The sequence below is a fragment of the Streptomonospora sediminis genome (assembly GCF_054778995.1).
The window spans coordinates 173,886-195,817 of the sequence record NZ_BAAGYZ010000021.1 but is presented as its reverse complement, the minus strand read 5'-3'; the positions used below and the strand labels follow the sequence as shown (position 1 = coordinate 195,817).

Sequence of the window (21,932 nt, the reverse complement as noted above, 5' to 3'; positions counted from 1 at the left end):
CCTTCCCAGCCGGGGCGGCGCCGACCGCGCGGTCGGCTAGGCGTCGGCGAGTGCGTCGAGGGCCGACATATCGGCGGCCGAGAGGTGCACATTGCCGGCGGCGATATTCTCGGTCAGATGCCCAACGCTGCCGGTACCCGGGATGAGCAGGGTGTTCGGGGCGTGTGCGAGCACCCAGGCGAGGCTGACCTGCGCGGGAGTGGCGCCCACACCTGCGGCGACCTCCTGGACCACGGGGTGGTCGGCGGGCGAGGGGACCTGTTCGAAGGCCGATCCGAGCGGGCAGAACGGTACCCAGGCGATGCCGTTGGCCCGGCACATCTCCAGGACGTCCTCGTCCTCGCGGTTGAGGATGCTGTAGAGGTTCTGCACGCACACGATCCCCGCGGGCAGCGCGGCCTGCAGTTGGGCGGCGCTGACGTTGCTCAGGCCGATGGCGCCGATCTTCCCCTCATCGCGCAGGGCCACGAGCTCGGCGAGCTGGTCGTCGAGCGCCACGGCGTCGCTGCCCTCGGCCACGATGCCGAGCCCGCCGTCCATGCGGCGCAGGTTCACCGCCGTGAGGCGTTCGGTGCCGAGGCCGCGCAGGTCCTCTTCCACCCCGCTCCGCAGCTCGTCGGGACGCTGCGCCGGCACCAGCGGTATCGGCTTGCGGCCGGCGACGTACCGGGCACCCACCTTGCTGACCAGTGCAAGGCTGCTCGGATAGGGCGCCAGCGCCGAGCGGATGAGTTGGTTCACCTTGCCGTTGCCGTAGAAGGACGCGGTGTCGATGTGGTCGACGCCGAGTTCCGCGGCGCGGCGCAGGACCGCGTGCGCGGTCGCCTCGTCGGCGTGCTCCAGTTGCATCGCCCCGTACCCGATGCGGGCGACCGGGTGGCCGCCCAGGTTCCCCGTGCCCCCGGGGGACTGCTGAACCGTTTCCGACTCCTGTGTCACGGTGTTTCCCTTCGACCGTCGCAGCATAAGCGGAGGACTCTCCGCTAAGATGATGTTAGCAGAAATGGAGGTGTCTCCGCTTTGTCCAGGGAAACAGATGGGCGTCCGCTGCGGGCCGACGCCCGCCGCAACCGCGAGCTGATCCTGCAAGCGGCGCTTGCGGAACTGACCGAGAAGGCGCCGGACAAACCCTTGTCCCTGGACGCCGTCGCATCCCGCGCCGGAGTGGGGCCCGGCACCCTGTACCGCCGCTTCGCCACCCGCGAGGCGCTGGTCGAGGCCGTGTACCACCGCGAACTGGAGCGGCTGTGCTACTCGGTCGATGAGCTGCTGGACGAACACCCGCCCGACCGCGCGCTGCGGGTCTGGATGGGGCGCTACGCCGACTTCGTCGCCGCCAAGCGCGGCATGATGGAGGTGCTGCGCGGGCTTGTGGCCGCCGGTGCCCCCACCGCCACGACCACGCGCAGCCTGCTCACCGCGGCAGCGGAGCGCTTGCTCTCGGCAGGCGGTGAGCAGGGGCTGCTCCGCCGCGACGTCGCCGCCGACGACGTCGTCGCGGCAATGGCGGGGTCGCTGATGACCGCCGGTGGCCCGGAACCCCGCGAGCAGGCGGACCGGCTCCTGGACATCCTGCTGGACGGCCTGCGGGCACCGCGGGACTGAGCCGCGGTGCCCGGCATGTGCCTCCCTGCCGGGCACCCAGCAGGGAGGTCTTCTTAAGGCTCCGGGCGGGCCCGGCGTTCAGCCTTGTTGTACCGGAACCGCTTCCAGGTAGCAGTACTGCGATCGGGGCGGCCGATGGGTCGCCGTGCGGCGCAGTCCGGCCGCTGACAGCAGGGCGTCGTACTCGCCGATCTCGCGTTCACTCCCGCTCGGCGACACACTCAGCATGTTCAGATCCATCAGCGGCGCCACACCCGTATCGCCGGGTGCCATGTGCATCTCCACGATGACGACCCGGCCGTTTTCCCGCAGCGCTGCGCGGCAGTTGCCCAGGATGCGCACGCATGCCTCGTCGTCCCAGTCGTGCAGCACGAACTTGAGCAGGTAGAGGTCGGCGGCGGGCACAGACTCGAAGAAGTCGCCGGGTACAGCGGAGAAGCGGTCCTCCAGCCCCTTCTTCCGGGCGGATTCCGCGGAGTCGGGCACCACGTGGGGCAAATCGACGACCGCGCCGTGCAGCCGCGGGTTGTGCACCATGAGCTCCTGCACAAGGCTGCCGTCGGCGCCGCCGACATCCACCGCCAGCGAGGTGGAGGAGGTGTCGATGTACTCGGCCGCCTGGTCGGTCATCGGCGCGGTCAAGTTGCCCATCGCCTGGGTGAACAGCGCCGCTTCGTCGGGTGTCCGCGCGTAGTAGTCGAAGATGTCGGTTCCATAAGCCGCGACCGCCTGCGTGGTACCGGCCTGCACGGCATCCGGAAACCGGCCCCACGGCAGCCAGTGTCCGGGCGCGGTCAGCGCCAGGGCAACCGAGCGCAGCGAGCGGGGGGAGTCGGCGCGCAGCGGCTCCAGTAGCGGGGTGGGCGCGTAATGGACGCCGTCCTGCGAGGTGGCCAGCCCGATGGCGGCACCCGCGCGCAGCAGGCGGCGGGTGGCGTCCGGATCGGTCGATTCCAGGTCGGCTATCTCCTCTGCCGTGCGTACTCCCCGGTCCAGGTGCTCCGCGATGGAAAAGCGCGCCATTGCGGCGACGACCTGGGTCCGCCAGTACGCGGTGATCATGGAGAACATGGAGTCGTAGGACTCGTCGGCGCTCGTTGTCCCGCTTTCGCCGCTGGCGGGTTCCGTTGGCATGGGTGCGCGATTCCTTTCTCTGTGGTCCATGGCACACAGTAACGGGGGCGGCGGCCACTGAGCGCCGTCCCGCGGTTCCCGCAACGCCTGCCAGGCAGGCGGTTGCCGTTTATCCCACAATTCAAGTAGGAAATAAGGTTAACTGGCGCTGGAGGGTTATGCGTCCAGCCTGGCCGCGGCGCAGCTGCGCGAGCTGGGACTCAGCGCGGCCACGGACATGATCGGCGGCTATCGCGCTCGGGCCGAGGCAGGGCTCCCCACCGGCGAAACGCCGCTAGAGTAAGGGCCCTTCGGTAGGGCGGAAAAGCCGAGCGGGGGCGCCGGTTTTCGGCGCCCCCGCTCGGCTTTTCCTGCTGCGCGTGTCCGTTAGTGCCGGGCGGCACCGTCCGGCTCGGCCGCGGCCGGAGCGGCAACAGCGCCGCCATCGCCGCCAGCGTCGCCGGCCTGGCCCGTCCTTGCGGGCTCAGCGGTGCGGCGGCGGATGAACAGCGATGTGGCAAGGGCGAGCAGACCGATGCAGCCGGCGACGGCGAACGCGGTGCGCAGGCCGGTCGCATCCGGCCCGCCGGCGGCGTCGGCGCTGCCGATCGCCGAGACGGTCACGAAGACGGCCGTGCCGAACGCGCCGGCCACCTGCTGGAGCGTGGCCAGGATCGCGCTGCCGTGCGAGTGCAGGCTGTCGGGCAGCGACCCCAGCGACTCGGTCATCAGCGGGGTCATCATCAGCCCCAGGCCCGCCATCAGCACGATGTGGATTCCGACGACCATGGCCAGCGGCGAGTCAGGGGTCAGCAGGGTGAACAGCCACAGCGACGCCGCCATGGCCGCCGCGCCCGGGATCACCAGGGGACGGGCGCCGTAGCGGTCGAACAGCGCCCCGACCGGGCGGCCGAGCAGCCCGAGAACCAGCCCGCCGGGCAGTACCGCCAACCCGCTGACGAACGTGCTGGTGTTCATGACGGTCTGCATGTAGAGCGGCAGCAGGATGGACGCGGCACCCAGCAGGCACATGAACAGCAGCGCGGTCAGGACCAGCGCGACAACGAAGGTGCGGTGGGTGAACGGGCGCAGGTCGAGCAGCGCCCGTCCGTCGCGCTGCAGCCTGCTCTGGCGCAGCACGAAGACCGCCAGCGCGGCGGCGCCGACCCCGATCGGCAGCCAGGGCGGCAGGGACTGCCCGCCGCCGCCGTGGCCGCCGAACGAGGACAGACCGTAGAGCAGACCGCCGAAGCCGACAGCGGACAGCAGCACCGAGAGCAGGTCGAGCGGCACCTGCCGGGTCTTGCTGTCGAGCCGCATCCAGACCGCACCGATGACCAGGGCCAGCAGCGCCAGCGGCAGGACGGTCCAGAACATCCAGCGCCAGCCGAGCGAGGCCAGCAGCGCGCCGCCGATGGTCGGCCCGATCGCCGGGGCGACGGCGATGACGATGGTGATCGTGCCCATCATCGCGCCGCGCCGGTGGGCCGGCACCAGGCGCATCACCGAGGTCATCAGCAGCGGCACCATCACCGCGGTGCCGCAGGCCTGCACGATGCGGCCGACGAGCAGCACCCAGAACCCCGGTGCCAGGGCGCTCAGCAGCGTGCCGATGCTGAACATGGTCAATGAGGCCAGGAAGACCTGGCGCGGTGTGAACCGTTCGAGCAGGAAGCCGGTGGTCGGGATGACCACGGCCATGGTCAGCAGGAATCCGCTGGTCAGCCACTGCACCGTCGTGGTCGAGACATCGAGTTCGACGGTCAGGTCCCGCAGCGCGACGCTCAGGATCGTCTCGTTCAGGATCATCACGAAGGCCGAGACGACCAGGACGCCGATAAGGAGATTGGCTCGCGGTGCGGCAACCTCCCGATCGCTCGCCGGGACCGCGGCTTGCGCGGAGTCGGACATTGGGCACTACCTCACAGGGAACGGCGGATTCGGTGGGTGGTCCCGGCAGGGCACCGGGGGATGAGTAAGTCGGGGCGGGCGCCGTCGGGCGGCGGCCCCGCGCGGCGGGGCGCGGGCGGCTAGAAGACGGTTTGCCCTGCCGGCGGCCGCGGCCCGGCACAGGGGAGGCCCTTAGGTAGAGGAGTCATCTCTCCGAACAACCATCGGTGAGGACTCTTTAGTTCCGTCTGCTGCGTCACGCTGCAGGCCCCATTCCCCGTCTGCCGAGAGCGTCCGCCCCGGCCACCTGCCCGTTTTCCGCACTGGGCCATACCGGCCCGCCCGCGCAGGTGGCCAAGGCCACACGGCCGCGGTGCCGGGAACCGGGGCCGCGGAAGATGACAGAGCCCGCCTGTAGTCTCCTCGCGGATTGCGGACGGGACCCCCGCCGCGCCCTGCCCCGACCCTGCGCGACCCCCTCAGGCAAGGACGATATGGACGAAATGCCAGGTACTGCAACGGCTTTTATTTTCCACACCGAGTGCCGGCGGCCCGGTTCCCGGACGTGGCAGGAGGGCCGGCCGTTCACCGTGCGCTTCGAGCCCGGTGGAGCCGTGCCGCTGGCCCGGCTGGGCTGGCGCGACCGCGACGGCGCTGAGGCCGACATCGGTTTCGAGCCCGGCATGGACGGGTTCCTCGGCCTGCGCACCGCCGCTGACGGCACCGCGCTCGCCTGGCGGGGGCGGCTTGCGGAGCGGTCGGCCGACCGCACCGCGCACCGATTCGGCGTGGTGAGCGGGGCGCGCAGCGGTGACGGCTCTGGCGCGGACGGCGACGGAGCCGACGGCGGCGCCGCGGACGCGGGCGGCGACGGCGAGCTGCGCGTGCTGATCGGCGACGGCGGCGCCCCGGCCGTGCGCGTCACCTGGGCCGAGCCTGACGGCGGCGGCGGCGCGATCGCGCTGCGCCATACCACCGAGGTCGGCGGCGACCTTACGCGCAGCGTGCGCGAGATCACCCCGAGCGACGAGCTCTTGAGTGCCGGCGAGGTCGCCGAGAACGTGCTCGACCCCACAGGGAAGAAGTGGTTGGGCCGGCGGGCGCGGCGCGGCGACTGGCTGATGTTCCATATGGCCGAGCCCGTCACGGTGCGCCACTACATGCTGAAGTCGGCCAACGACTTCGCCGACCGCGACCCGCGCGACTGGGTCCTCAAGGGCTCGGCCGACGGCGAGACATGGACCGTACTGGACACCCGCATCGGGGAGTTCTTTCCCAGCCGGTACCAGGAGCGCGGCTACGACGTCGCAACCCCGGGTGCGGAGCCTTACCGGTACTTCCTGCTGGAGTTCACCGAGAACCACGGCGCGTCCGAGACCCAGCTCAGCCAGGTGCGGCTGCATTCCGAGGTCCCGGCCTACGAATCGTTCACCGGGTACCGCCACGGGCCCGGCGAAGCCCCCCGCGCCTACGAAGGGCTCGCCGCTGCCGAGACAGCGGAGGCCACCGCGGCGCCCGGCGCCCGGGTGGACGGTCCACCGGCCGCGGACTTGACCACCGCCGAGTCCTGGCGGTCCTACCTGGCTGAGTACAGCACCGACATGCTGCGGGTCGCCGCGGACAACGAACTCCGCGAGGTCACCGACGAGCAGCGCGCCGCCGGGTGGCTGGGCTTCGAGGGCGCCACCGAGGAACAGCTCACGGCCGCGGAAGAGCGGTTGGGCGCTGAGCTGCCGCCCAGCTACCGCTCGTTCCTGGCCGCCTCGAACGGCTGGCGCGACATCAGCGCGTTCATGAACGAGCTGCTGTCGGCGGAGAACATCGAGTGGCTGGACGGCTCCGATGCCGCCGAGTACCTCTTCCTGCTCGATGATGTGGCCCCGCACGATCTAGAGGAAAGGGTGCTGCTCGTCTCCGGTGAAGGGGACGCCCAGTACTGGCTGCTCGATTCCGGCGACGTCTCCCCCGACGGCGAGTGGGCGGCCTATATCTGGGCCTCGTGGTATCCGGCGTTGGGCGACCGCCACCGCTCCTTCGCCGACCTCGTCGCCGCCGAACGCGAGTCGTTCGAGATGCTCAAGGCCGCCGACGGCCGTCCGGTGAACTCGGACGGCGCCGAGGAACTGCTGGCCGAAGGCCGCCGGGCGGCGCTGCGCGGCGACGCGGAGGCCGCGCTCCGGTTCTTTGAACGCGCCGGCAATAAGGGGTCCGGAACCGCGGCCTATCTGGAGGTGGTCTTGGAGGCGTTCCTCGGCGGCACCTGGAGCCACCACGACCTGCGCCACCTGATGGGCCGCCCGCATGTGGTCGAGGAGATCGGCGCCGAGCAGATCGCCAACGAGGCCGCCCCGCTCTTCGTGGCGGGTGCCGCCCGCGAAAGGCACGGGGGGTCGGTTCCGGCCGCCGCCACCGCGGCTCGGATGGCCGACACGTGCAACGCGGTCGTGCCGGGCCTGTTTCCGGAGGAGGCGGAAATCCTCCGGATGCGCGACGAGGGCTCCCAGGACCCCGATGCCTGGCTCACCGCCCACCGCACGCCGGAGCCCCCGGCCTTTGAACAGGCCCTGGAAACCGCCCGCTCGTTGGCGGCCGGGGGTGCCGCGGACGAGGCCTGGGAGACCATCCGGCAGGCGCTGCCCCAGTGGTACCCGACCGCGGAGAACCGCATCGCCCCGACCGTGCTGCTCACCGACCCCGCCCTGCGCGAGGTGGTCACCCCGCGCCGCGCCCGCGAGGTGGTCCACACCGCGCGAGGAGGGGCGGCCGCCGGGACGGCAACCACCGCCGAAACCGGGGCCGGGCCTACGGGCTGACCCGCGGGGCGGCCCGGCCGGTGCCGGCGGCGCGCGGGTCCGGCGGCGCCGGCCGGCCATCACGCCTGCGCAGCGGTGTCCTGGTGCGGCGGCGGTGTGCCGGGCCGGCGGGGCACCCGGGTTACCGCCGCGCCGAGCAGGAGCCCGAGCCCGGCGGTCACCGCCGCCGCGGCCGGGACCAGCCCGGGGCTCACGGCGACCGCCGCGCCGCCCAGCACACCGCCGGCCGCCGCCCCGGCGTACACCGAACTGCTGTGTACCGCCATGGCCTGCGCGGCGGCCCGGACCCCGGCACGCGCCAACATCAGCGCCTGGAGGCTCGGCGGCACCGCCCACGCTGCGGCCGACCACACCACGAGCAGCGGCACCACCGCCCACACCGGAACCGGGGCCGCCGGCCACAGCAGTGCCAGCGCGGCCATCGCCAGGCAGAACAGCGCCCCGGCGCACAGGAAGGCGCGCCCGCCGCCGAGGCGGTCCACCAGCCGCCCCGAAACCCGGGTGCCGAGCAGGCCGCCGATTCCGGAGCACACCAGCAGCACGGCGAGCCCGGCGGGCGTGACTCCCGCGAGGCCCGCAAGGATCACGGCGATGTAGGTCTGGAACGCGAGGTTTCCGGCCACGGTCAGCACGGTCGCCCCGAGAACCGCGGCCACCGACCGGTCCAGCAGCGGGCGCACCAGGTCGGCGAGGCGCTGCCGCTGCTCGCCGGCGGCACCGGTCGGCAGGGCGCGGGCGGCGAGCAGGAGCGAGGCCAGCCCCAGTAGCCCGGCGAACACGAACGTGGCCTTCCAACCCAGCAGTGCGCCGATCCACGTCCCCAACGGCACGCCGATCAGGACCGCGCCGGTCAGGCCCGTCATCACGGTGGCGAGGTAGCGGCCGGTGCGCCCGTCGGGAGCCCCGGTGCTCGCGAGCGCCAGCGCAGTGGGCAGGACCACCGCTGCTGCAAGGGCCGCCGCGGTGCGCAGCGCCACCAGCAGCAGATAGGAGTCGGTCGCCAGGACGGCGAAGTTCGCGGCGGTGAACACGGCCAGCGCCCAGCACAGGGCCCGCCGGCGGCGGATCCGGGCGAACAGGACCGCAAAGAGCGGCGCGGTGAGCGCGTAGCCGAGGGAATAGACGGTGACGAGCTGTCCGGCCGCCGCCTCGGACACGCCCGCGCCGGATGCCACCGCCGGCAGCACGCCGACGAGGATGAAGTCGTCGGTCTGGACCGCGAAGGCGGCCAGCGTAAGAGCGAGTAGCCACATGGGCGGTCGGTTCGGGATGCGCATGGCATTAAGGTAACAACTGTTTCCCTTATGTATGCCTGATTCCGGGCCGACGCGGCCCTGCGGAAGGACGGCCCATGCCGCGAATCGCGGATTCGCGCCGGCGGCGCGATGTCACCGACGCGGTGATAGCTCAGCTCACCCGCACGGGAATCTCGGGTTTCTCGCTGCGGAGCCTGGCCGAAGGCCTGGGGCAGAGCACCCGGGTGCTGACCCACCACTTCGCCGACAAGGAGGCTCTGGTCGCCGCGGTTCTGGAGCGGCTGGACGAACGCCAGCACGCGGAGCTGCGCGCCACCCCCGGCTGGGACGACCCGGCGGTGCCGGTCGGGAGCATCGTCCGTTCCACGTGGGAGCGCACCCTCGCCGCCGAAGAGGCGGGGACCACCCGCCTCATCCGCGAGATCGAAGGGCTGGCCGCCGGCGGACGGCTCGGCCGGCCGGTGCCCGACTTCGTCCGGGGCCGGGCGGAGTTCGTCGCCGAGTGCTTGGCCGTACGCGGGCTCGACCCGGGCGAGGCGCTTGTTCGGGCGACCATGCTCAACGCGGCCTTCAGCGGGTTGCAAACCGACCGCCTCGTCAGCGGCGACCGCGAGCGGACCGATGCGGCCCTGGCCGGCCTGTGCGCTTGGATCGACTCCTGCGCCGGCCCATCGGGCGGGTGACGTGCGGCGGTTGTGCCGCTGTCGGCGCCGTGCGGGACCGCCCGGTGGCCGGTGCCGGAGTCGCGTACCGGCACCGGGCCGCGGTGCCGGCCACCGGCCCGGTCCTAGTCGGTGCCGCCACCGGGCGCTGTGTCCGGGCGCTCCGGTGGGCGCCGGGCCCACTGCGGGGCGTGCTCGGGTAGCGGGCCGATCGCGGTCAGCCAGGCCGGGATGACCTGGAGTGCGGGGAAGCGGCGCAGCATGCGCATCGGGAACGGCAGTGACGACGTGGGCGCCGCAACGCCGTAGGGGACCGGGGGCGCGGCGCCGGTGCCTGCGGCGGGCACCTCCGCCAACACCGTGCGGATCTGCCGGTGCAGCCGGCCTTGCACGCCCTGGAAGACCGATGTCGGCCACGACCGCCGCGTCTGCACCCGGCGCAGTACCGCCACCGGTGCCCGTCCGCTGCTGCGCAATGCCGGTGCGAGGATCCGCCCCGCCGCGACCGCGTCGGCCACCGCCAGGTTGATCCCCACGCCGCCGACCGGCGACATCGCGTGTGCTGCGTCGCCGATGAGCAGCAGACCGTCGCTGTACCAGCGCCGCAGCCGGTCCATGCGCACATCCAGCAGTTTCACGTCGTCGAACGTGCGAAGCTCATCCAGCCGGTCGGCCAGCCAGGGCACGAGCGCGGCGAGGCGGTGGCGGAACGCCTCGATGCCCTCCGCGCGCAGTTCGGCGTCGGCGCCCTTGGGGACCAGGTAGGCGCACTGCCAGAAGTCGCCGCGGTCGAGCATGATCATGAACCGGCCGGGGGAGACGCGCTGGCCGGAGTCCGGATCGCCGGCGCGGTGCGGCAGCCGGAACCACCACACGTCCATCGGCGTCTCGAACGAGCGGGGTGCCGGCCCTGCGGCGGTGCGCACCGCGGAGCCGCGGCCGTCGCAGGCCACGGTCAGCCCCGCGCGCAGCTCGTGTGCGGAGCCGTCGCTCCGGTCGGTGAACCGGACACCGGCGACGCGGCCTTCCTCGCGCAGCAGCCCGGTGACCTCGGCGTTCCGGCGCAGTGTGAACGCCGGCTCGGCCGCGGCGGAATCGGCGAGCAGGTTGAGCAGGTCCCACTGCGGCGCCATCACCATGCTGCGGTGGCGGCCGGGAAGCCGGGACATGTCGGCCATCTGCACGCTGCCTTGGTCGAGTTGGAGGCCGGCGCGCTCGGCGGACTGCTGCGGCAGCGCGGCGAATCGCTCGCCCAGCCCGAGTTCGTCGAGCAGGTTGCGGGTGGCCACGTGCACCGTGTCGCCGCGGAAGTCGCGCAGGAAGTCCGGGTGCTTCTCCAGGACGGTGACCGCCACGCCGGCGCGGGCGAGTAGAAGGCCCAGGAACATGCCCGCCGGCCCGCCGCCGATGACGGCGCACGTCGTCCGCTGCTCTGTTGGAAACGTATCGGTCACGGCAGCCACACTCCAAGCTTATAAAAAACGAATGTTCATTCTTTAATGAGTTGAGTCTGCTCGCCGGGCACGTGCCTGTCAAGGCGAATAGGTGTTCGCCTAAGGTGGGGGCATGCCCAGGATCAGTGACCAGCGCCGCGCAGCGAACCGGGCCGCCATCCTCGATGCCGCGCGCCGCTGTTTCGCCCGCGACGGCTTCCACTTGACCTCGATGCCCGACCTGGTCGCCGAGGCGGGAATCTCGGCAGGCGCGTTCTACCGCTACTTCAGCGGCAAGGACGAGCTCATTCGCGAGGTCGCCCGCGAGTCGTTCGACGGGATCGGGCCCGCCGTGTCCGCCCGGCTGGAGCAACTGGACGCTCCCTCGGCCGCCGACGTGGTGAACGTGTTCACCAGCACGTTCACCGGGGGCGGCCTCACAGTGGACGGGCGCGGCATCGACCTGGACGACCAGGGCAAGGTGGCGCTGCAGGCGTGGAGCGAGATCTCCCGCAACGAGGAACTACTGGGCGCGGCCCGCAGCGGTTTCGAGTACCTGACCGGTGCATGCGCCGGCGCCCTGGCCCGGGGGCAGCGCGCCGGCCGGGTGCCGGCCCGCCTCGACCCCGGCGACGGCGCGCGGTTCGTACTGGCGCTGCTGCCCGGCATGATCCTGCAACGGGCGGTGCTCGGCGACGACGCTGCTGCGATCGGACGCGCGGCTGCGGCGCTGCTCGACGGCTGAGGGGCTCGCGGTGCCGGCGCGGCCGGTGCCGGGCTATGGCACGGACCGCGGGGCCCGGCTCACTCGAAGCGGATGTCCTCGGCACCGATCGGTCGACCCGGCAGCGGGTCGTGCGGCTGTGCCCGCAGCCCGTCGAGCGTGATCATGACGGCGCGCTCGAAGGCGAGTGCGGCGGGAATCTGGACCAGCCGCGGCTGTTTCAGCAACATCGCCAGCAGGATCACGATGTCGCCTGCGCCGATATCCGCACGCAGGGTGCCTTCCTGCTGCGCGGCATCGACGATCTGCACGATTTCGGTCAGCAGGGCGCTGCGGAGTTCGCGGGTTGCTGTATCGGAGTGCAGTGCGTCTTTGGCGTTCTGGGAGTGCAGGGCGAGGTGCATGCTCAACTGGAGTTGCTGCGACCTGCCGACCAGGCGTACCAGCGCACCCCACGCCGTCGGTTCCTCGGCCGCGGCCGCGCGCGTGTCCTGGAGAACCTGCGCGAAGCTTTCGTGGGCGACTGCGCGGATGAGCGCCTCGCGGTCGGGAAAACGCCGGTAGAGCGTGCCGACACCGACTCGGGCCGCGCGGGCGATCTCCTCCATCGGGACATCCGACCCCTGCGCGCCGAAGACCTCGCGGGCGGCGGCGAGGATCTGGTCGCGGTTGCGTCTGGCATCGGCCCGCAACCGCTGTGAGCCGGTCGTCATCTGCGTGGTCCTCCTCCGTTCCAGGTCATTGTCGCATCCGCGCATAGATGGACGAAAACCTTCCGGATCTGTATGTTGGAGGTATAAGCGGAAGCTATTCTTCCGAATATTCGCTGTCACGAATGTGGGTGGAACAGTGCCCCTTCCAGCTCCCGACACCGCCGCGCTGCCCATTCCCCGCGGCTGCCCGTACGCACCGGCCGACGAGCACCTCCGACTGCAGCGGGAAGAGCCGGTCTCGCAGGCCGCCCTGCCCAGCGGCGCCACCGCGTGGGTGCTCACCCGCCACGAGGACATCCGCGCGATGCTCACCGACGCGCGGTTCAGCTCCGACCGGCTCCACCCCGGATTTCCGCGGTTCATCCCCGCGCAGATGGGGCGCAGGCTCTCCCTGATCAGCATGGATCCGCCGGAGCACGGTCCGGCGCGCCGTGCGGTGGTCGGCGAGTTCACGGTCAAGCGCATGGCCGCGCTGCGGCCGCGGATCCAGGAGATCGTCGATGAGCACATCGACGCGATGCTGGCGGGGCCGCAGCCCGCTGATCTGGTGCAGGCGCTGTCGCTGCCGGTGCCGTCGCTGGTCATCTGCGAGATGCTCGGGGTGCCCTACGCCGACCACGAGTTCTTCCAGAGCCGCTCGGCGAAGATGCTGAAACGGTCCACGCCGCCCGAAGACCGCTCCCAGGCCGTACAGGAACTGCTCGGCTACCTCGGCGAACTGATCGCGCAGAAGGAGCAGGCCCCGGCCGACGACCTGCTCAGCCGCCGGCTCGCCAAGTCCGACGACCGCGAAGAACTCGTCATGCTCGCGTTCCTGCTGCTCATTGCCGGGCACGAGACCACGGCGAACATGATCTCGCTGGGCACCATGTCCTTCCTCGACCACCCAGAGGACCTGCGTGCGATCCGCGAGGACCCGTCGAAGACCCCGGCGGCGGTCGAAGAGCTGCTGCGCTACTTCACGATCGCCGAGGTGGCCACCTCGCGTGTGGCGCTCGCCGATGTCGAGATCGGCGGCAAGCTGATCCGGGCCGGCGAAGGCGTGGTAGGGCTCAGCAACACGGCCAACCGGGATCCTGAGGCGTTCGACCAGCCCGAGAAACTCGACATCGAGCGCGGTGCGCGCAACCACCTCGCGTTCGGGTTCGGGGCGCACCAGTGTTTGGGGCAGAACCTCGCGCGGATGGAACTGGAGGTCGTGTTCGACACCCTGTTCCGCCGGATCCCGGACCTGCGTTCGGCGGTGCCGCTCGATTCGCTGCCGTTCAAGGACGACGCGAACGTCTACGGTATCTACGAGTTCCCGGTCACCTGGTGAGACATCTGAAAACGCATATCGCGGACAGCGAGGTGGAATCGTGACAGCTCAGTCGCCGGCCACACTTCCCTACGCCCGTTCCTGCCCCTACGCGCCGCCCGCCGAGCACCGCCGGCTGCGGGACGAGGAACCGGTCTCGCAGGTGACCCTGCCCAGCGGCATGACCGTGTGGGCGCTCACCCGGCACGAGGACATCCGTACGGTGCTCACCGACGCGCGGTTCAGCTCCGACCGGCGCAAGCCGGGGTTCCCGACGATTTTCTCGACGCAGGTGATCACCTCGCGGAGCCCGGCGCTGATCGGCATGGATCCGCCGGAGCACGGTCCGGCCCGCCGTGCGGTGGTCGGCGAGTTCACGGTCAAGCGCATGGCCGCGCTGCGGCCGCGGATCCAGGAGATCGTCGATGAGCACATCGACGCGATGCTGGCGGGGCCGCAGCCCGCTGATCTGGTGCAGGCGCTGTCGCTGCCGGTGCCGTCGCTGGTCATCTGCGAGATGCTCGGGGTGCCCTACGCCGACCACGAGTTCTTCCAGAGCCGCTCGGCGAACATCCTGAGGCGCGACCCCTCAGGCACGAACAACAGCGATGCATTCGGCGAACTGCTCGACTATCTCGGCGAACTGATCGCGCAGAAGGAGCGCGAACCGGGCGACGACCTGATCAGCCGCCAGCTCGCCAAGTCCGACGACCACGAGGCGGTGGCCAAACTCGCGACCCTGCTGCTCGTCGCCGGGCACGAGACCACGGCGAACATGATCTCGCTGGGCACCATGTCCTTCCTCGACAACCCCGAGGACCTGCGTGCGATCCGCGAGGACCCGTCGAAGACCCCGGCGGCGGTCGAAGAGCTGCTGCGCTACTTCACCATCGCCGAGGCCGTGGTATCGCGCACGGCGGTCGCCGATGTCGAGATCGGCGGCAAGCTGATCCGGGCCGGCGAAGGCGTGGTGACACTCGGCAACGTCGCCGACCGCGACCCCGAGGTGTTCGACCGGCCCGACGAATTCGACATCGAGCGCGGTGCGCGCAACCACCTCGCGTTCGGGTTCGGGGCGCACCAGTGTTTGGGGCAGAACCTCGCGCGGATGGAACTGGAGATCGTGTTCGACACCCTGTTCCGCCGGATCCCGGACCTGCGTTCGGCGGTGCCGCTCGATTCGCTGCCGTTCAAGGACGACGCGAACGTCTACGGCATTCATGAGTTCCCGGTGAACTGGTAAAACGCAACCCGCCAAAGGAGTCAACACCATGCGTATCGCCGCCGATACCGCAGTCTGCGTCGGCGCCGGCCAGTGCGTGCTCACCGAGCCGGACATGTTCGACCAGGACGACGACGGCACGGTCATCGTCCTGACCCCGCACCCCGATCCCGACCACATGGACAGCGCACGCCAAGCGGTCAACCTCTGCCCCAGCCGTGCCCTGTCCCTCGTCGACGACTGATGCCGATGGCCGCCCCCTTCCTCCGCGTGGATGGGGGCGGCCGCCGGTCGGGCCGGCCAGTAGGAGCGGGAACGGGAACAGGGGCAGGGGCAACGACGGGGGCAGGCACAGCAGGGCGGGTGCGCTGCCGGACGCCTTGTGGGCGTCGTCGCGGCCGGGGCCGGTGGGCCCTGCGGCTGCGCGGAGGGGGCCGGCAGCGCCCCGATGCCGCGGATGGTTCAATCGTCGGTGGTCAGGCGGTGCACGGCCTCCTCGGTGGTTTCGGTGCGGCAGGGGTTTTCGGCCGCCATGCGCAGGCGGCGCCAGGCAGTGGTCCAGCGCCGCACCTCGGTCTCGTCCCCGCCGCAGGCGGTGATGAACAGGCCGACCAGGGGGAGCTTGGGCAACTGGTCGCTCTTGAGCGCGGCGTGGAAGGTCGAGCGTGGCGTGCCGCCCGAGAACTCTTCCAACTGGCGGAAGGACCAGTCGCCCGACCATGTGCGGAATTCGCGCATCGCCTGCACGAACTGCGCAGGGGTTTCGGCCAGCAGCGGATCGGGGCGCTGGTCGTAACCTTCCAGGTCGTGGATGGTGTGCGGGCGTTCGGCCGCAGGCCCGTTCTGGTCGGACCGGGCCTGCGCCGGCGGCTGCGGCCGCTGGTCCGCCCGCGGAGACCGGTCGGGCCCGCCCGACTGGCCTGACCGGCCCGAACGGGACGGCTGGGCCGGCCGGTCCTGCTCAGCCGACTGGTCGGCCCCGCTGGCCCCGCTGGCACGGCCGGCCTGGTGATCCTGGTCGGGCCGGTGATCCTGGTCGGCCCCCTCGGGCTGGTCCGACCGGCCCGACTGGGTCGGTGGTTCGGGAGCTTCGACCGGATCCATACGAACCCATCCGTAGACGCCGTCGGACTCGCGGCGCAGGTGGTGGGGGTGGGCACCTGGCGCGGGGCGGTAGACCGTGGGCTTATGCACCGACCGCATGCCCCGCTGCGGGCCGGTGGGATCCAGCAGGTCGGCTGCGCTCATGTCGCCTCCCCGAGGGCGGGCTGCGCGGGCAGGATCCGGCGGGCGGTGTCGGCGGCCATACCCAGCAGACCCAGCAGAGCGGTGGCCGGCAGCAGGGTGGTCGCCAGGTCGCGGCCATAGGCGGCGAGCAGGCAAGCCATCACCAGCACCACCACGACCAGGACCAGACGAGCCCAGATAGAAGCGTGCATTTCATCCCTAACTACGTTGATACGCCCCCGCGGATGCAGGGGGCGGAGCGCCGTTCGGGAACCGCGGGAAGGAGCCGGGGAAATGGAGTCAGGTGTACTCCCCGCAGAAACCCCTCTGGTGCGTAATCAAAACGTTACCTGACACGCTAGGTGTCAGCGAAGGCGCTAAGTAGTTGCGGACACACGGGCGCGCCAGGCCTCACCGCTGTTGTCCCCTAATGAACCTTTTGCGAAGTTAGCCCTCCACCGCCAACCCGACGCCGCACCAGGTCCATTCCGGTCCACCCGCGTCCACCCCCGTCCAATACTGTCCGAGTCCGTCCGCGCGGATTTATTTTCCTCCATTCCGGCGGACGCATTCCCGAAGCGTTCTGTACCGAATTCAGTCCTTGAGAATCCTCCAAGGGTGACCGGAACCGGGATTTGCATGCAGACCACATCACCCATCCCCACCGCACCACGCCCCACCCGACACCCGAACGCATACGGCCGGCGCCCGGCGGCTGCGGCTGCGGGAAGCGCGGATGAAACTGCGAACGCCGGCCCGCCATTGCGCGAGCCGGCGTATTCGGATGTGTATCGCGCCGACGGCCGGCCGGGGCAGGTGCTGCCCCGGCCGGTTGGTTGTGGGGTCGTTGAATGGGTGCCGGGGATCCTCACATCAGTTTGTCCAGGGTGATCGGGAGGTCGCGGACGCGTTTGCCGGTGGCGTTGTAGACCGCATTGGCGATGGCGGCGCCGGCACCGGTGATGCTGATTTCGCCTAGGCCGCGCGCGCCCATTGGTGCGTGCGGGTCGGGGATGTCCGTCCAGATCACGTCGATCTCGGGTACGTCGGGGTGGACCGGCACGTGGTACTCGGCCAGGTTCGGGTTCATGATGCGGCCGGTGCGCTCGTCGAAGCGGACCTCTTCCATCAGGGCGAGGCCGATGCCCATGACGAGGCCGCCGCGGATCTGGTCGGCGGCCGTTCGGGCGTTGAGGATGCGGCCGCAGTCCATCGAACCGAGGAAACGGCTGACCCGGATCTCGCCGGTGACGGCGTTGACGCGGACCTCGCAGAACACCGCGCCGAAGGAGTGCATCGCCCAGTCGGCCATCTCCGACGGCGGCGGGGCGTCGGCCTCGGACACGAGTTCGCTGCGGCCGGCGCGGTCGAGGATGTCGGTGTAGGTCTCGTGCCGGTGCGGGTCGTCGAGCGCGGCGAGGCCGCCGTCCAATGCGCCGACCTGGTCGGGTTTGAGTCCGGCCAGCGGTGACGAATCGTCGACGAGTTCGAGCAGGTCGGTGACGAGTTCGCGGTGGGCCGCTGCCACGGCCGCGCCGATGCCGGCGCTCTGGCCGGATCCGGCGGCCATCATGCGGCCGGGCATCCGCGAATCGCCGAACCGGAGCGAGACCTGGTCGGGGTCGAGCCCCAGCCGTTCGGCGATGACCGGGATCTGCGCGGTGGTGGTGCCCATGCCCATGTCGTGCGCGGCGATGTCGACCTCGGCCCGGCCGTCGCGGGTGAGGGTCATACGCGCCGCCCCGCTGGGAAACCGGACGTAGGGGTGTGAGGCGGTGGCGCAACCGGTGCCCACCAACCACTCGCCGTCGCGCACGGCGCCAGGCACGGGGTTGCGGTCGGCCCAGCCGAAACGCGCTGCGCCGTCGCGCCATGCCTGGACGGCGTTGCGGGACGAGAACGGCCGGCCGTCGATGGGATGGGTTTCGGGCTCGTTGCGGAGCCGGAGTTCGACCGGGTCGAGGTCCAACGCTACGGCGAGTTCGTCAACAGCGGATTCCAACGCGAAGTTGCCGACCGCCTCGCCCGGGGCCCGCATGGTGACGTTGGCGACCATGTCGAGGTAGATCACATCGGCACCGAGCTTGAAGCTGCCGGCCGCGTAGGAGCTGGATGTGGAATGGCTGGCCGGCTCGGGGGAGTTGTTGTTCCTGGTGGTCGGGGAGATACCGGTATGGATGACCGCCTTGAAACGTCCGTCGGCATCGGCGCCGATGGCGACCCGCTGATCCGTTGCGGCGCGTCCGCCGGTGGCCCGGAAAACCCCCTTGCGGGAGAGCGCGAGCCGGACCGGGCGATCGGCGAGTTTCGCTGCAGCGGCGGCCAGCACCTGGTGCTGCCAGAGCATTTTCCCGCCGAATCCGCCTCCCACGAAGGGTGAGGTGACATGGACCTTATCCTGCGGGATGCCGAAGATCCCGGCGAGTGACCACGCAGTGTGCACGACCGCTTGGGAGGCGTCGTGCACGGTGAGTTCGTCGCCGTCCCATTTCACGGTGGCCGCGTGCGGCTCAATGGCGGCATGGTTCTCGTAGGGCGTGCTGAACCGGGCATCGACCGACACCGCCGCAGCCGCCAGTGCGGCCTCGGTGTCGCCGGTCTCGACCGCGAGCGGGTGCCCGAACATCTCGCCGGTTTCGACACCGTTGGCCACGCCGTCGGCCCAGGAGGTGGTGGCCGGTTCCGCCTGGTACGTGACCCGCAGCAGTGAGGCGGCGTGGTCGGCTTGGTCCTGGGTTTCGGCCAGCACCACCGCGATCGGCTGGCCGTTCCAGTGGACCCGGTCGTCCTGCATGATCGGCAGGTTGTCGCCGCCGGCCGCCAACTCGCTGGTCATCATCATCGGCATGGGCGCCATCCGCGGCGCGTTCCCGTGGGTCATCACGAGGACCACGCCCGGCGCGCGTTCGGCAGCGGCGGTGTCGAGGGCGGCGATGCGGCCCTTGGCGATCGTGCTGAAGGCGAGAGCGGCGTAAACCATGCCGGGGTAGGCGAACTCGGCCGCGAAGGCCGCCCCGCCCTGCACTTTCAGGGCGCCGTCAAGCCGCGGCCCCGAAGCGCCGAGCCTGTGCCCCTGGCCCGGACGGGTCAGCGGGTCGGGGTCGGAGCCGGACCAGTCCATGGGCGCCAGGCCGAGAGGGGCGCCCCCCTGCGCTGCTTGTTCGGTGGTGCTCATGAGGTGCCTCCTGCCAGTTCGCCGAGGACGGCGGTGATGGTCCGCCTGCTGAGTTCGATCTTGAATCCGTTGTCGCGCAGGGGTTCGGCGTCGGCGAGTTCGGCCTCGGCGGCTGCGCGGAAGGTGGCGGTGTCGGCGGGTGCACCGACGAGCACGTCCTCGGCCTTGCGGGCCCGCCAGGGCTTGTGCGCCACACCGCCCAGCGCCAGCCGGGCTTCGGCGATGGTGCCGTCGCGCTGGTGCAGGGCGGCGGCGACGGATACCAGGGCGAACGCGAAGCTGGAGCGGTCGCGGACCTTGCGGTAGGTGGACCGGGTTCCGGACGGCAGCGGCGGTAGTTCGACCGCGGTGATCAGTTCGCCCGGTGCGAGCCGGGTCTCGACATCGGGGGTGTCGCCGGGCAGCCGGTGGAGGTCGGCGAGCGGCAGCACGCGCGTGCCATCAGCCCCTTGGAGGTGTACATCGGCGCCGAGCGCGGCGAGCGCCACGCTCATGTCCGAGGGGTGGGTGGCGACGCAGGAGGACGAGGCACCGAGGATCGCGTGCTCGCGGTTGAAGCCCTGCAGCGCATCGCAGCCCTGGCCGGGGTTGCGCTTGTTGCACCGCGATCCTTCGGCGTCGTAGAAGTACTGGCAGCGCGTGCGCTGGAGGATGTTGCCGCCGACGGTCGCCATGTTGCGGACCTGCGCCGATGCGCCCGCCAGGATCGCGCGGGACAGCACCGGGTAACGGGTGCGGACGGCGCGGTGTTCGGCCACCGCGGTGTTGCGGACGGCCGCGCCGATCAGGAGCCCGCCGTCGGCGCGTTCCTCGATCGACGACGACAGGCCGGTGACATCGACCAGCGAAGCCGGGTCGGCGATGGATTCGCGCAGGAGGTCGACCACATTGGTGCCGCCGCCGATGTAGGACGCCCCGGGTGATTCGCCGAGGCGGACGGCTTCGGCGGTGTCGGCGGCCCGGTGGTAGGTGAATCGGTTCATTGGGCCCCCGCCCCATAGGTTTCGGTGATTGCGGCGACGATGCCGTTGTGGGCGCCGCACCTGCATACGTTGCCGCTCATGCGTTCGCGGACCTCGTCGTGGTCGAGCGAAACTTCGGAGGCGGTGAGATCGCAGGTGGCGTGGCTGGGTACCCCGCGTTGGGCCTCGGCGGCCATGCCCACCGCCGAGCAGATCTGCCCCGGCGTGCAGTAGCCGCACTGGAATCCGTCATCGTCGATGAACGCCTGCTGCAGCGGGTGCAGACCGTTGTGGTCGGCCAGGCCTTCGATGGTGGTGATTTCGCGGCCCGTGTATTGCACGGCCAGCGCAAGGCAGGCGAGGATTCGTTCGCCGTCGACCAGAACGGTGCACGCTCCGCAGGCTCCCTGGTTGCACCCCTTCTTGGTACCGGGCATCCGAAGCGTTTCACGGAGCAGATCCAGCAGCGATGTCCGGGGATCGACGGGCACGTTCACCTCAGTGCCGTTGATCCGCATTGCAACGTCATTCACTTCCATTTTCGCCTTCCGAACGGACAGGTTGCCGAAACCGCCGGAAGCGCGGTCCGGTGGCCGCCTGGGGCCGGGGTCCAGACCCCGGGCGGCGGCTGCAGCCCGGCTGAGCTGGGCCGAGTCCAGGTAGGACTGCGGCGGCCGCGCCCGAATGCGGCCGAAAACGACCAGGAACGGACGGAATGGGACGCCCGCCGGTCTACGGGGACCGGCGAAGGCCGGTACCGGGGAAAGCAGCGGTGGACCTTGCTTCCGCGAAGTAGCGGCGCGCGGACATGCCCCCACTGTGCATGGGGCACCGCCGATTTTGAATGGCTGCGAGTCCGTCGATTTTGCTCGAAAGTTCAGCGGCGGCGGTTTGGGTGGCGGCGGCGCGGAAAACCGCGGTGATCCTGCCGCCGCGGCGTTGCGAAACGCCGCCGAACGGCCTGCTCGCGGGCCGCACGACCGCACGGCCGGGGTTCCGGGGGCGCCGAAATCTCCGCGTCCGCTTCCGGCCACCCGGGTGGCGATGGCGGGAGCGTGCTGTTAGGCGCGGGCCCGCGCCCTGGACCGGGGGCGCAGTGTCGCGATCACCAGCAGGGCTGTGACCAGCCACTCCTGGAATAGCCTCCGCAGCAGGTTCAGGCTGGTCCACAATTCGATGCCCGCCTGCAGTTCCCCGCTGACCACGGTGCCGGCCGGGAGCTGCGCCCACTCCATTGCGACCGGCGCGAAGTAAACCGCGCTGACCATCCGCAGGGCATAGAAGAAGACCGCCGCGGCCAGCAGCAGGTACCGGCGGGCGCGGTCGCGCCAGTTGAGGATCAGCGCCGCCGGCAGCAGCAGCCACTCGAAGACGCCGTGGATCGAGGCGAAGTAGAGCCCGAATCCCGGTGCGCGCAGCACCTCGAACGTGCGCTGCGGGTCGGTCCACAGCAGTTCGCCGAGGATCCCGCCGCCCAGCGACATGAACGCGAGTGCGCACGCCAGGTACAGTGGCGCTTGGGCCCAGCCCGCGGAACGGTCGCCGAGGCCGGCCAGCCTCGGAGCCGCCAACATTACGGCTATGCCCCACACCAGGCCGAATCCCGCCAGCGGAAGCGAGGCGTCGATCGCCACTCCGGATACGGCGCTGAAGGCGGTGCTCAGCACCGGGATGAGCAGCAGCCCGGGACGGAATGCGGACGCCGGCCGGGCTGCGTGATCGTCGGAGCGCATGGCGGCCTCCAACAGGGCGGGATCGCCGGAACGGGACGGTTGTGCGGTAGCCGCAGGCCGCGCGCACGGTACACGGTGCCCGCGTGCCGCATACCCGGCCCGCTACC

General features: G+C 70.9%; 19 protein-coding genes. 7 read left to right on the top strand and 12 right to left on the bottom strand.

Annotation, left to right across the window (positions count from 1 at the left end):
• Positions 1-36 precede the first annotated feature (36 nt).
• Positions 37-939, bottom strand: coding sequence for an aldo/keto reductase (locus ACYVD5_RS06375; RefSeq protein ID WP_460999971.1), 903 nt, complete (start codon positions 937-939; stop codon positions 37-39).
• Between the two features lie 81 nt (positions 940-1,020).
• Between ACYVD5_RS06375 and ACYVD5_RS06370 the strand changes: the two genes are divergently transcribed.
• A complete protein-coding gene (locus ACYVD5_RS06370) occupies positions 1,021-1,605 on the top strand; it encodes a TetR/AcrR family transcriptional regulator (RefSeq protein WP_460999970.1) in 585 nt (194 codons plus the stop codon).
• A gap of 78 nt (positions 1,606-1,683) precedes the next feature.
• Here ACYVD5_RS06370 and ACYVD5_RS06365 read toward each other — a convergent pair whose 3' ends face one another.
• Positions 1,684-2,739, bottom strand: coding sequence for a methyltransferase (locus tag ACYVD5_RS06365; RefSeq protein ID WP_460999969.1), 1,056 nt, complete (start codon positions 2,737-2,739; stop codon positions 1,684-1,686).
• Positions 2,740-3,105: 366 nt separating this feature from the next.
• Complete coding sequence (locus ACYVD5_RS06360) at positions 3,106-4,629, bottom strand: MDR family MFS transporter (RefSeq protein ID WP_460999968.1); 1,524 nt, start codon at positions 4,627-4,629, stop codon at positions 3,106-3,108.
• A gap of 473 nt (positions 4,630-5,102) precedes the next feature.
• Between ACYVD5_RS06360 and ACYVD5_RS06355 the strand changes: the two genes are divergently transcribed.
• Entirely contained in the window at positions 5,103-7,421 is a 2,319-nt protein-coding gene (locus ACYVD5_RS06355) for an SMI1/KNR4 family protein (RefSeq protein WP_460999967.1), read from the top strand.
• 59 nt (positions 7,422-7,480) lie between these two features.
• On the opposite strand, the gene ACYVD5_RS06350 is transcribed toward ACYVD5_RS06355, so the two are convergent.
• The gene (locus tag ACYVD5_RS06350) at positions 7,481-8,698 is read right to left on the bottom strand and encodes an MFS transporter (protein WP_460999966.1); all 1,218 of its coding nucleotides are present in this window, start codon (positions 8,696-8,698) and stop codon (positions 7,481-7,483) included.
• 74 nt (positions 8,699-8,772) lie between these two features.
• Between ACYVD5_RS06350 and ACYVD5_RS06345 the strand changes: the two genes are divergently transcribed.
• Entirely contained in the window at positions 8,773-9,360 is a 588-nt protein-coding gene (locus ACYVD5_RS06345; RefSeq protein WP_460999965.1) for a TetR/AcrR family transcriptional regulator, read from the top strand.
• 104 nt (positions 9,361-9,464) lie between these two features.
• Here the strand turns inward: ACYVD5_RS06345 and ACYVD5_RS06340 are convergent, their stop codons facing one another.
• Positions 9,465-10,793 carry an FAD-dependent oxidoreductase gene (locus ACYVD5_RS06340; protein WP_460999964.1) on the bottom strand — a complete coding sequence of 443 codons (1,329 nt, stop codon included), beginning with the start codon at positions 10,791-10,793 and terminating at the stop codon, positions 9,465-9,467.
• A gap of 112 nt (positions 10,794-10,905) precedes the next feature.
• Between ACYVD5_RS06340 and ACYVD5_RS06335 the strand changes: the two genes are divergently transcribed.
• Positions 10,906-11,517 carry a TetR/AcrR family transcriptional regulator gene (locus ACYVD5_RS06335; RefSeq protein ID WP_460999963.1) on the top strand — a complete coding sequence of 204 codons (612 nt, stop codon included), beginning with the start codon at positions 10,906-10,908 and terminating at the stop codon, positions 11,515-11,517.
• 59 nt (positions 11,518-11,576) lie between these two features.
• On the opposite strand, the gene ACYVD5_RS06330 is transcribed toward ACYVD5_RS06335, so the two are convergent.
• A complete protein-coding gene (locus ACYVD5_RS06330; RefSeq protein ID WP_460999962.1) occupies positions 11,577-12,209 on the bottom strand; it encodes a TetR/AcrR family transcriptional regulator in 633 nt (210 codons plus the stop codon).
• Between the two features lie 136 nt (positions 12,210-12,345).
• Here ACYVD5_RS06330 and ACYVD5_RS06325 point away from each other — a divergent pair, with 136 nt between their 5' ends.
• Genes ACYVD5_RS06325 through ACYVD5_RS06315 form a run of 3 tightly spaced genes read left to right on the top strand, consistent with a single transcriptional unit; the run spans position 12,346 to position 14,972 of the window.
• On the top strand, positions 12,346-13,527 hold the full coding sequence (locus ACYVD5_RS06325; RefSeq protein ID WP_460999961.1) for a cytochrome P450: 1,182 nt from the start codon (positions 12,346-12,348) through the stop codon (positions 13,525-13,527).
• Between the two features lie 40 nt (positions 13,528-13,567).
• Entirely contained in the window at positions 13,568-14,749 is a 1,182-nt protein-coding gene (locus ACYVD5_RS06320; RefSeq protein ID WP_460999960.1) for a cytochrome P450, read from the top strand.
• A gap of 28 nt (positions 14,750-14,777) precedes the next feature.
• Positions 14,778-14,972 (top strand): ferredoxin, encoded by a 195-nt coding sequence (locus ACYVD5_RS06315; protein WP_460999959.1) that lies wholly within the window; start codon positions 14,778-14,780, stop codon positions 14,970-14,972.
• A gap of 218 nt (positions 14,973-15,190) precedes the next feature.
• Here ACYVD5_RS06315 and ACYVD5_RS06310 read toward each other — a convergent pair whose 3' ends face one another.
• The 6 genes from ACYVD5_RS06310 to ACYVD5_RS06285 all read right to left on the bottom strand — a co-directional run bounded on the left by ACYVD5_RS06310 (position 15,191) and on the right by ACYVD5_RS06285 (position 21,825).
• Positions 15,191-15,976: a hypothetical protein gene (locus ACYVD5_RS06310; RefSeq protein ID WP_460999958.1), complete on the bottom strand. Its 786-nt coding sequence runs from the start codon at positions 15,974-15,976 to the stop codon at positions 15,191-15,193.
• The gene (locus ACYVD5_RS06305; protein ID WP_460999957.1) at positions 15,973-16,167 is read right to left on the bottom strand and encodes a hypothetical protein; all 195 of its coding nucleotides are present in this window, start codon (positions 16,165-16,167) and stop codon (positions 15,973-15,975) included. Before ACYVD5_RS06305 ends, ACYVD5_RS06310 begins: the two co-directional genes overlap by 4 nt.
• A 656-nt stretch (positions 16,168-16,823) precedes the next feature.
• Positions 16,824-19,130, bottom strand: a complete 2,307-nt coding sequence (locus tag ACYVD5_RS06300) for a xanthine dehydrogenase family protein molybdopterin-binding subunit (RefSeq protein ID WP_460999956.1) — start codon at positions 19,128-19,130, stop codon at positions 16,824-16,826.
• Positions 19,127-20,113, bottom strand: a complete 987-nt coding sequence (locus ACYVD5_RS06295) for an FAD binding domain-containing protein (RefSeq protein WP_460999955.1) — start codon at positions 20,111-20,113, stop codon at positions 19,127-19,129. The genes ACYVD5_RS06300 and ACYVD5_RS06295 overlap by 4 nt, the downstream gene beginning before the upstream one ends.
• On the bottom strand, positions 20,110-20,631 hold the full coding sequence (locus ACYVD5_RS06290) for a 2Fe-2S iron-sulfur cluster-binding protein (protein ID WP_460999954.1): 522 nt from the start codon (positions 20,629-20,631) through the stop codon (positions 20,110-20,112). The genes ACYVD5_RS06295 and ACYVD5_RS06290 overlap by 4 nt, the downstream gene beginning before the upstream one ends.
• 522 nt (positions 20,632-21,153) lie before the next feature.
• The gene (locus tag ACYVD5_RS06285; protein WP_460999953.1) at positions 21,154-21,825 is read right to left on the bottom strand and encodes a hypothetical protein; all 672 of its coding nucleotides are present in this window, start codon (positions 21,823-21,825) and stop codon (positions 21,154-21,156) included.
• Between the last annotated feature and the right edge of the window lie 107 nt (positions 21,826-21,932).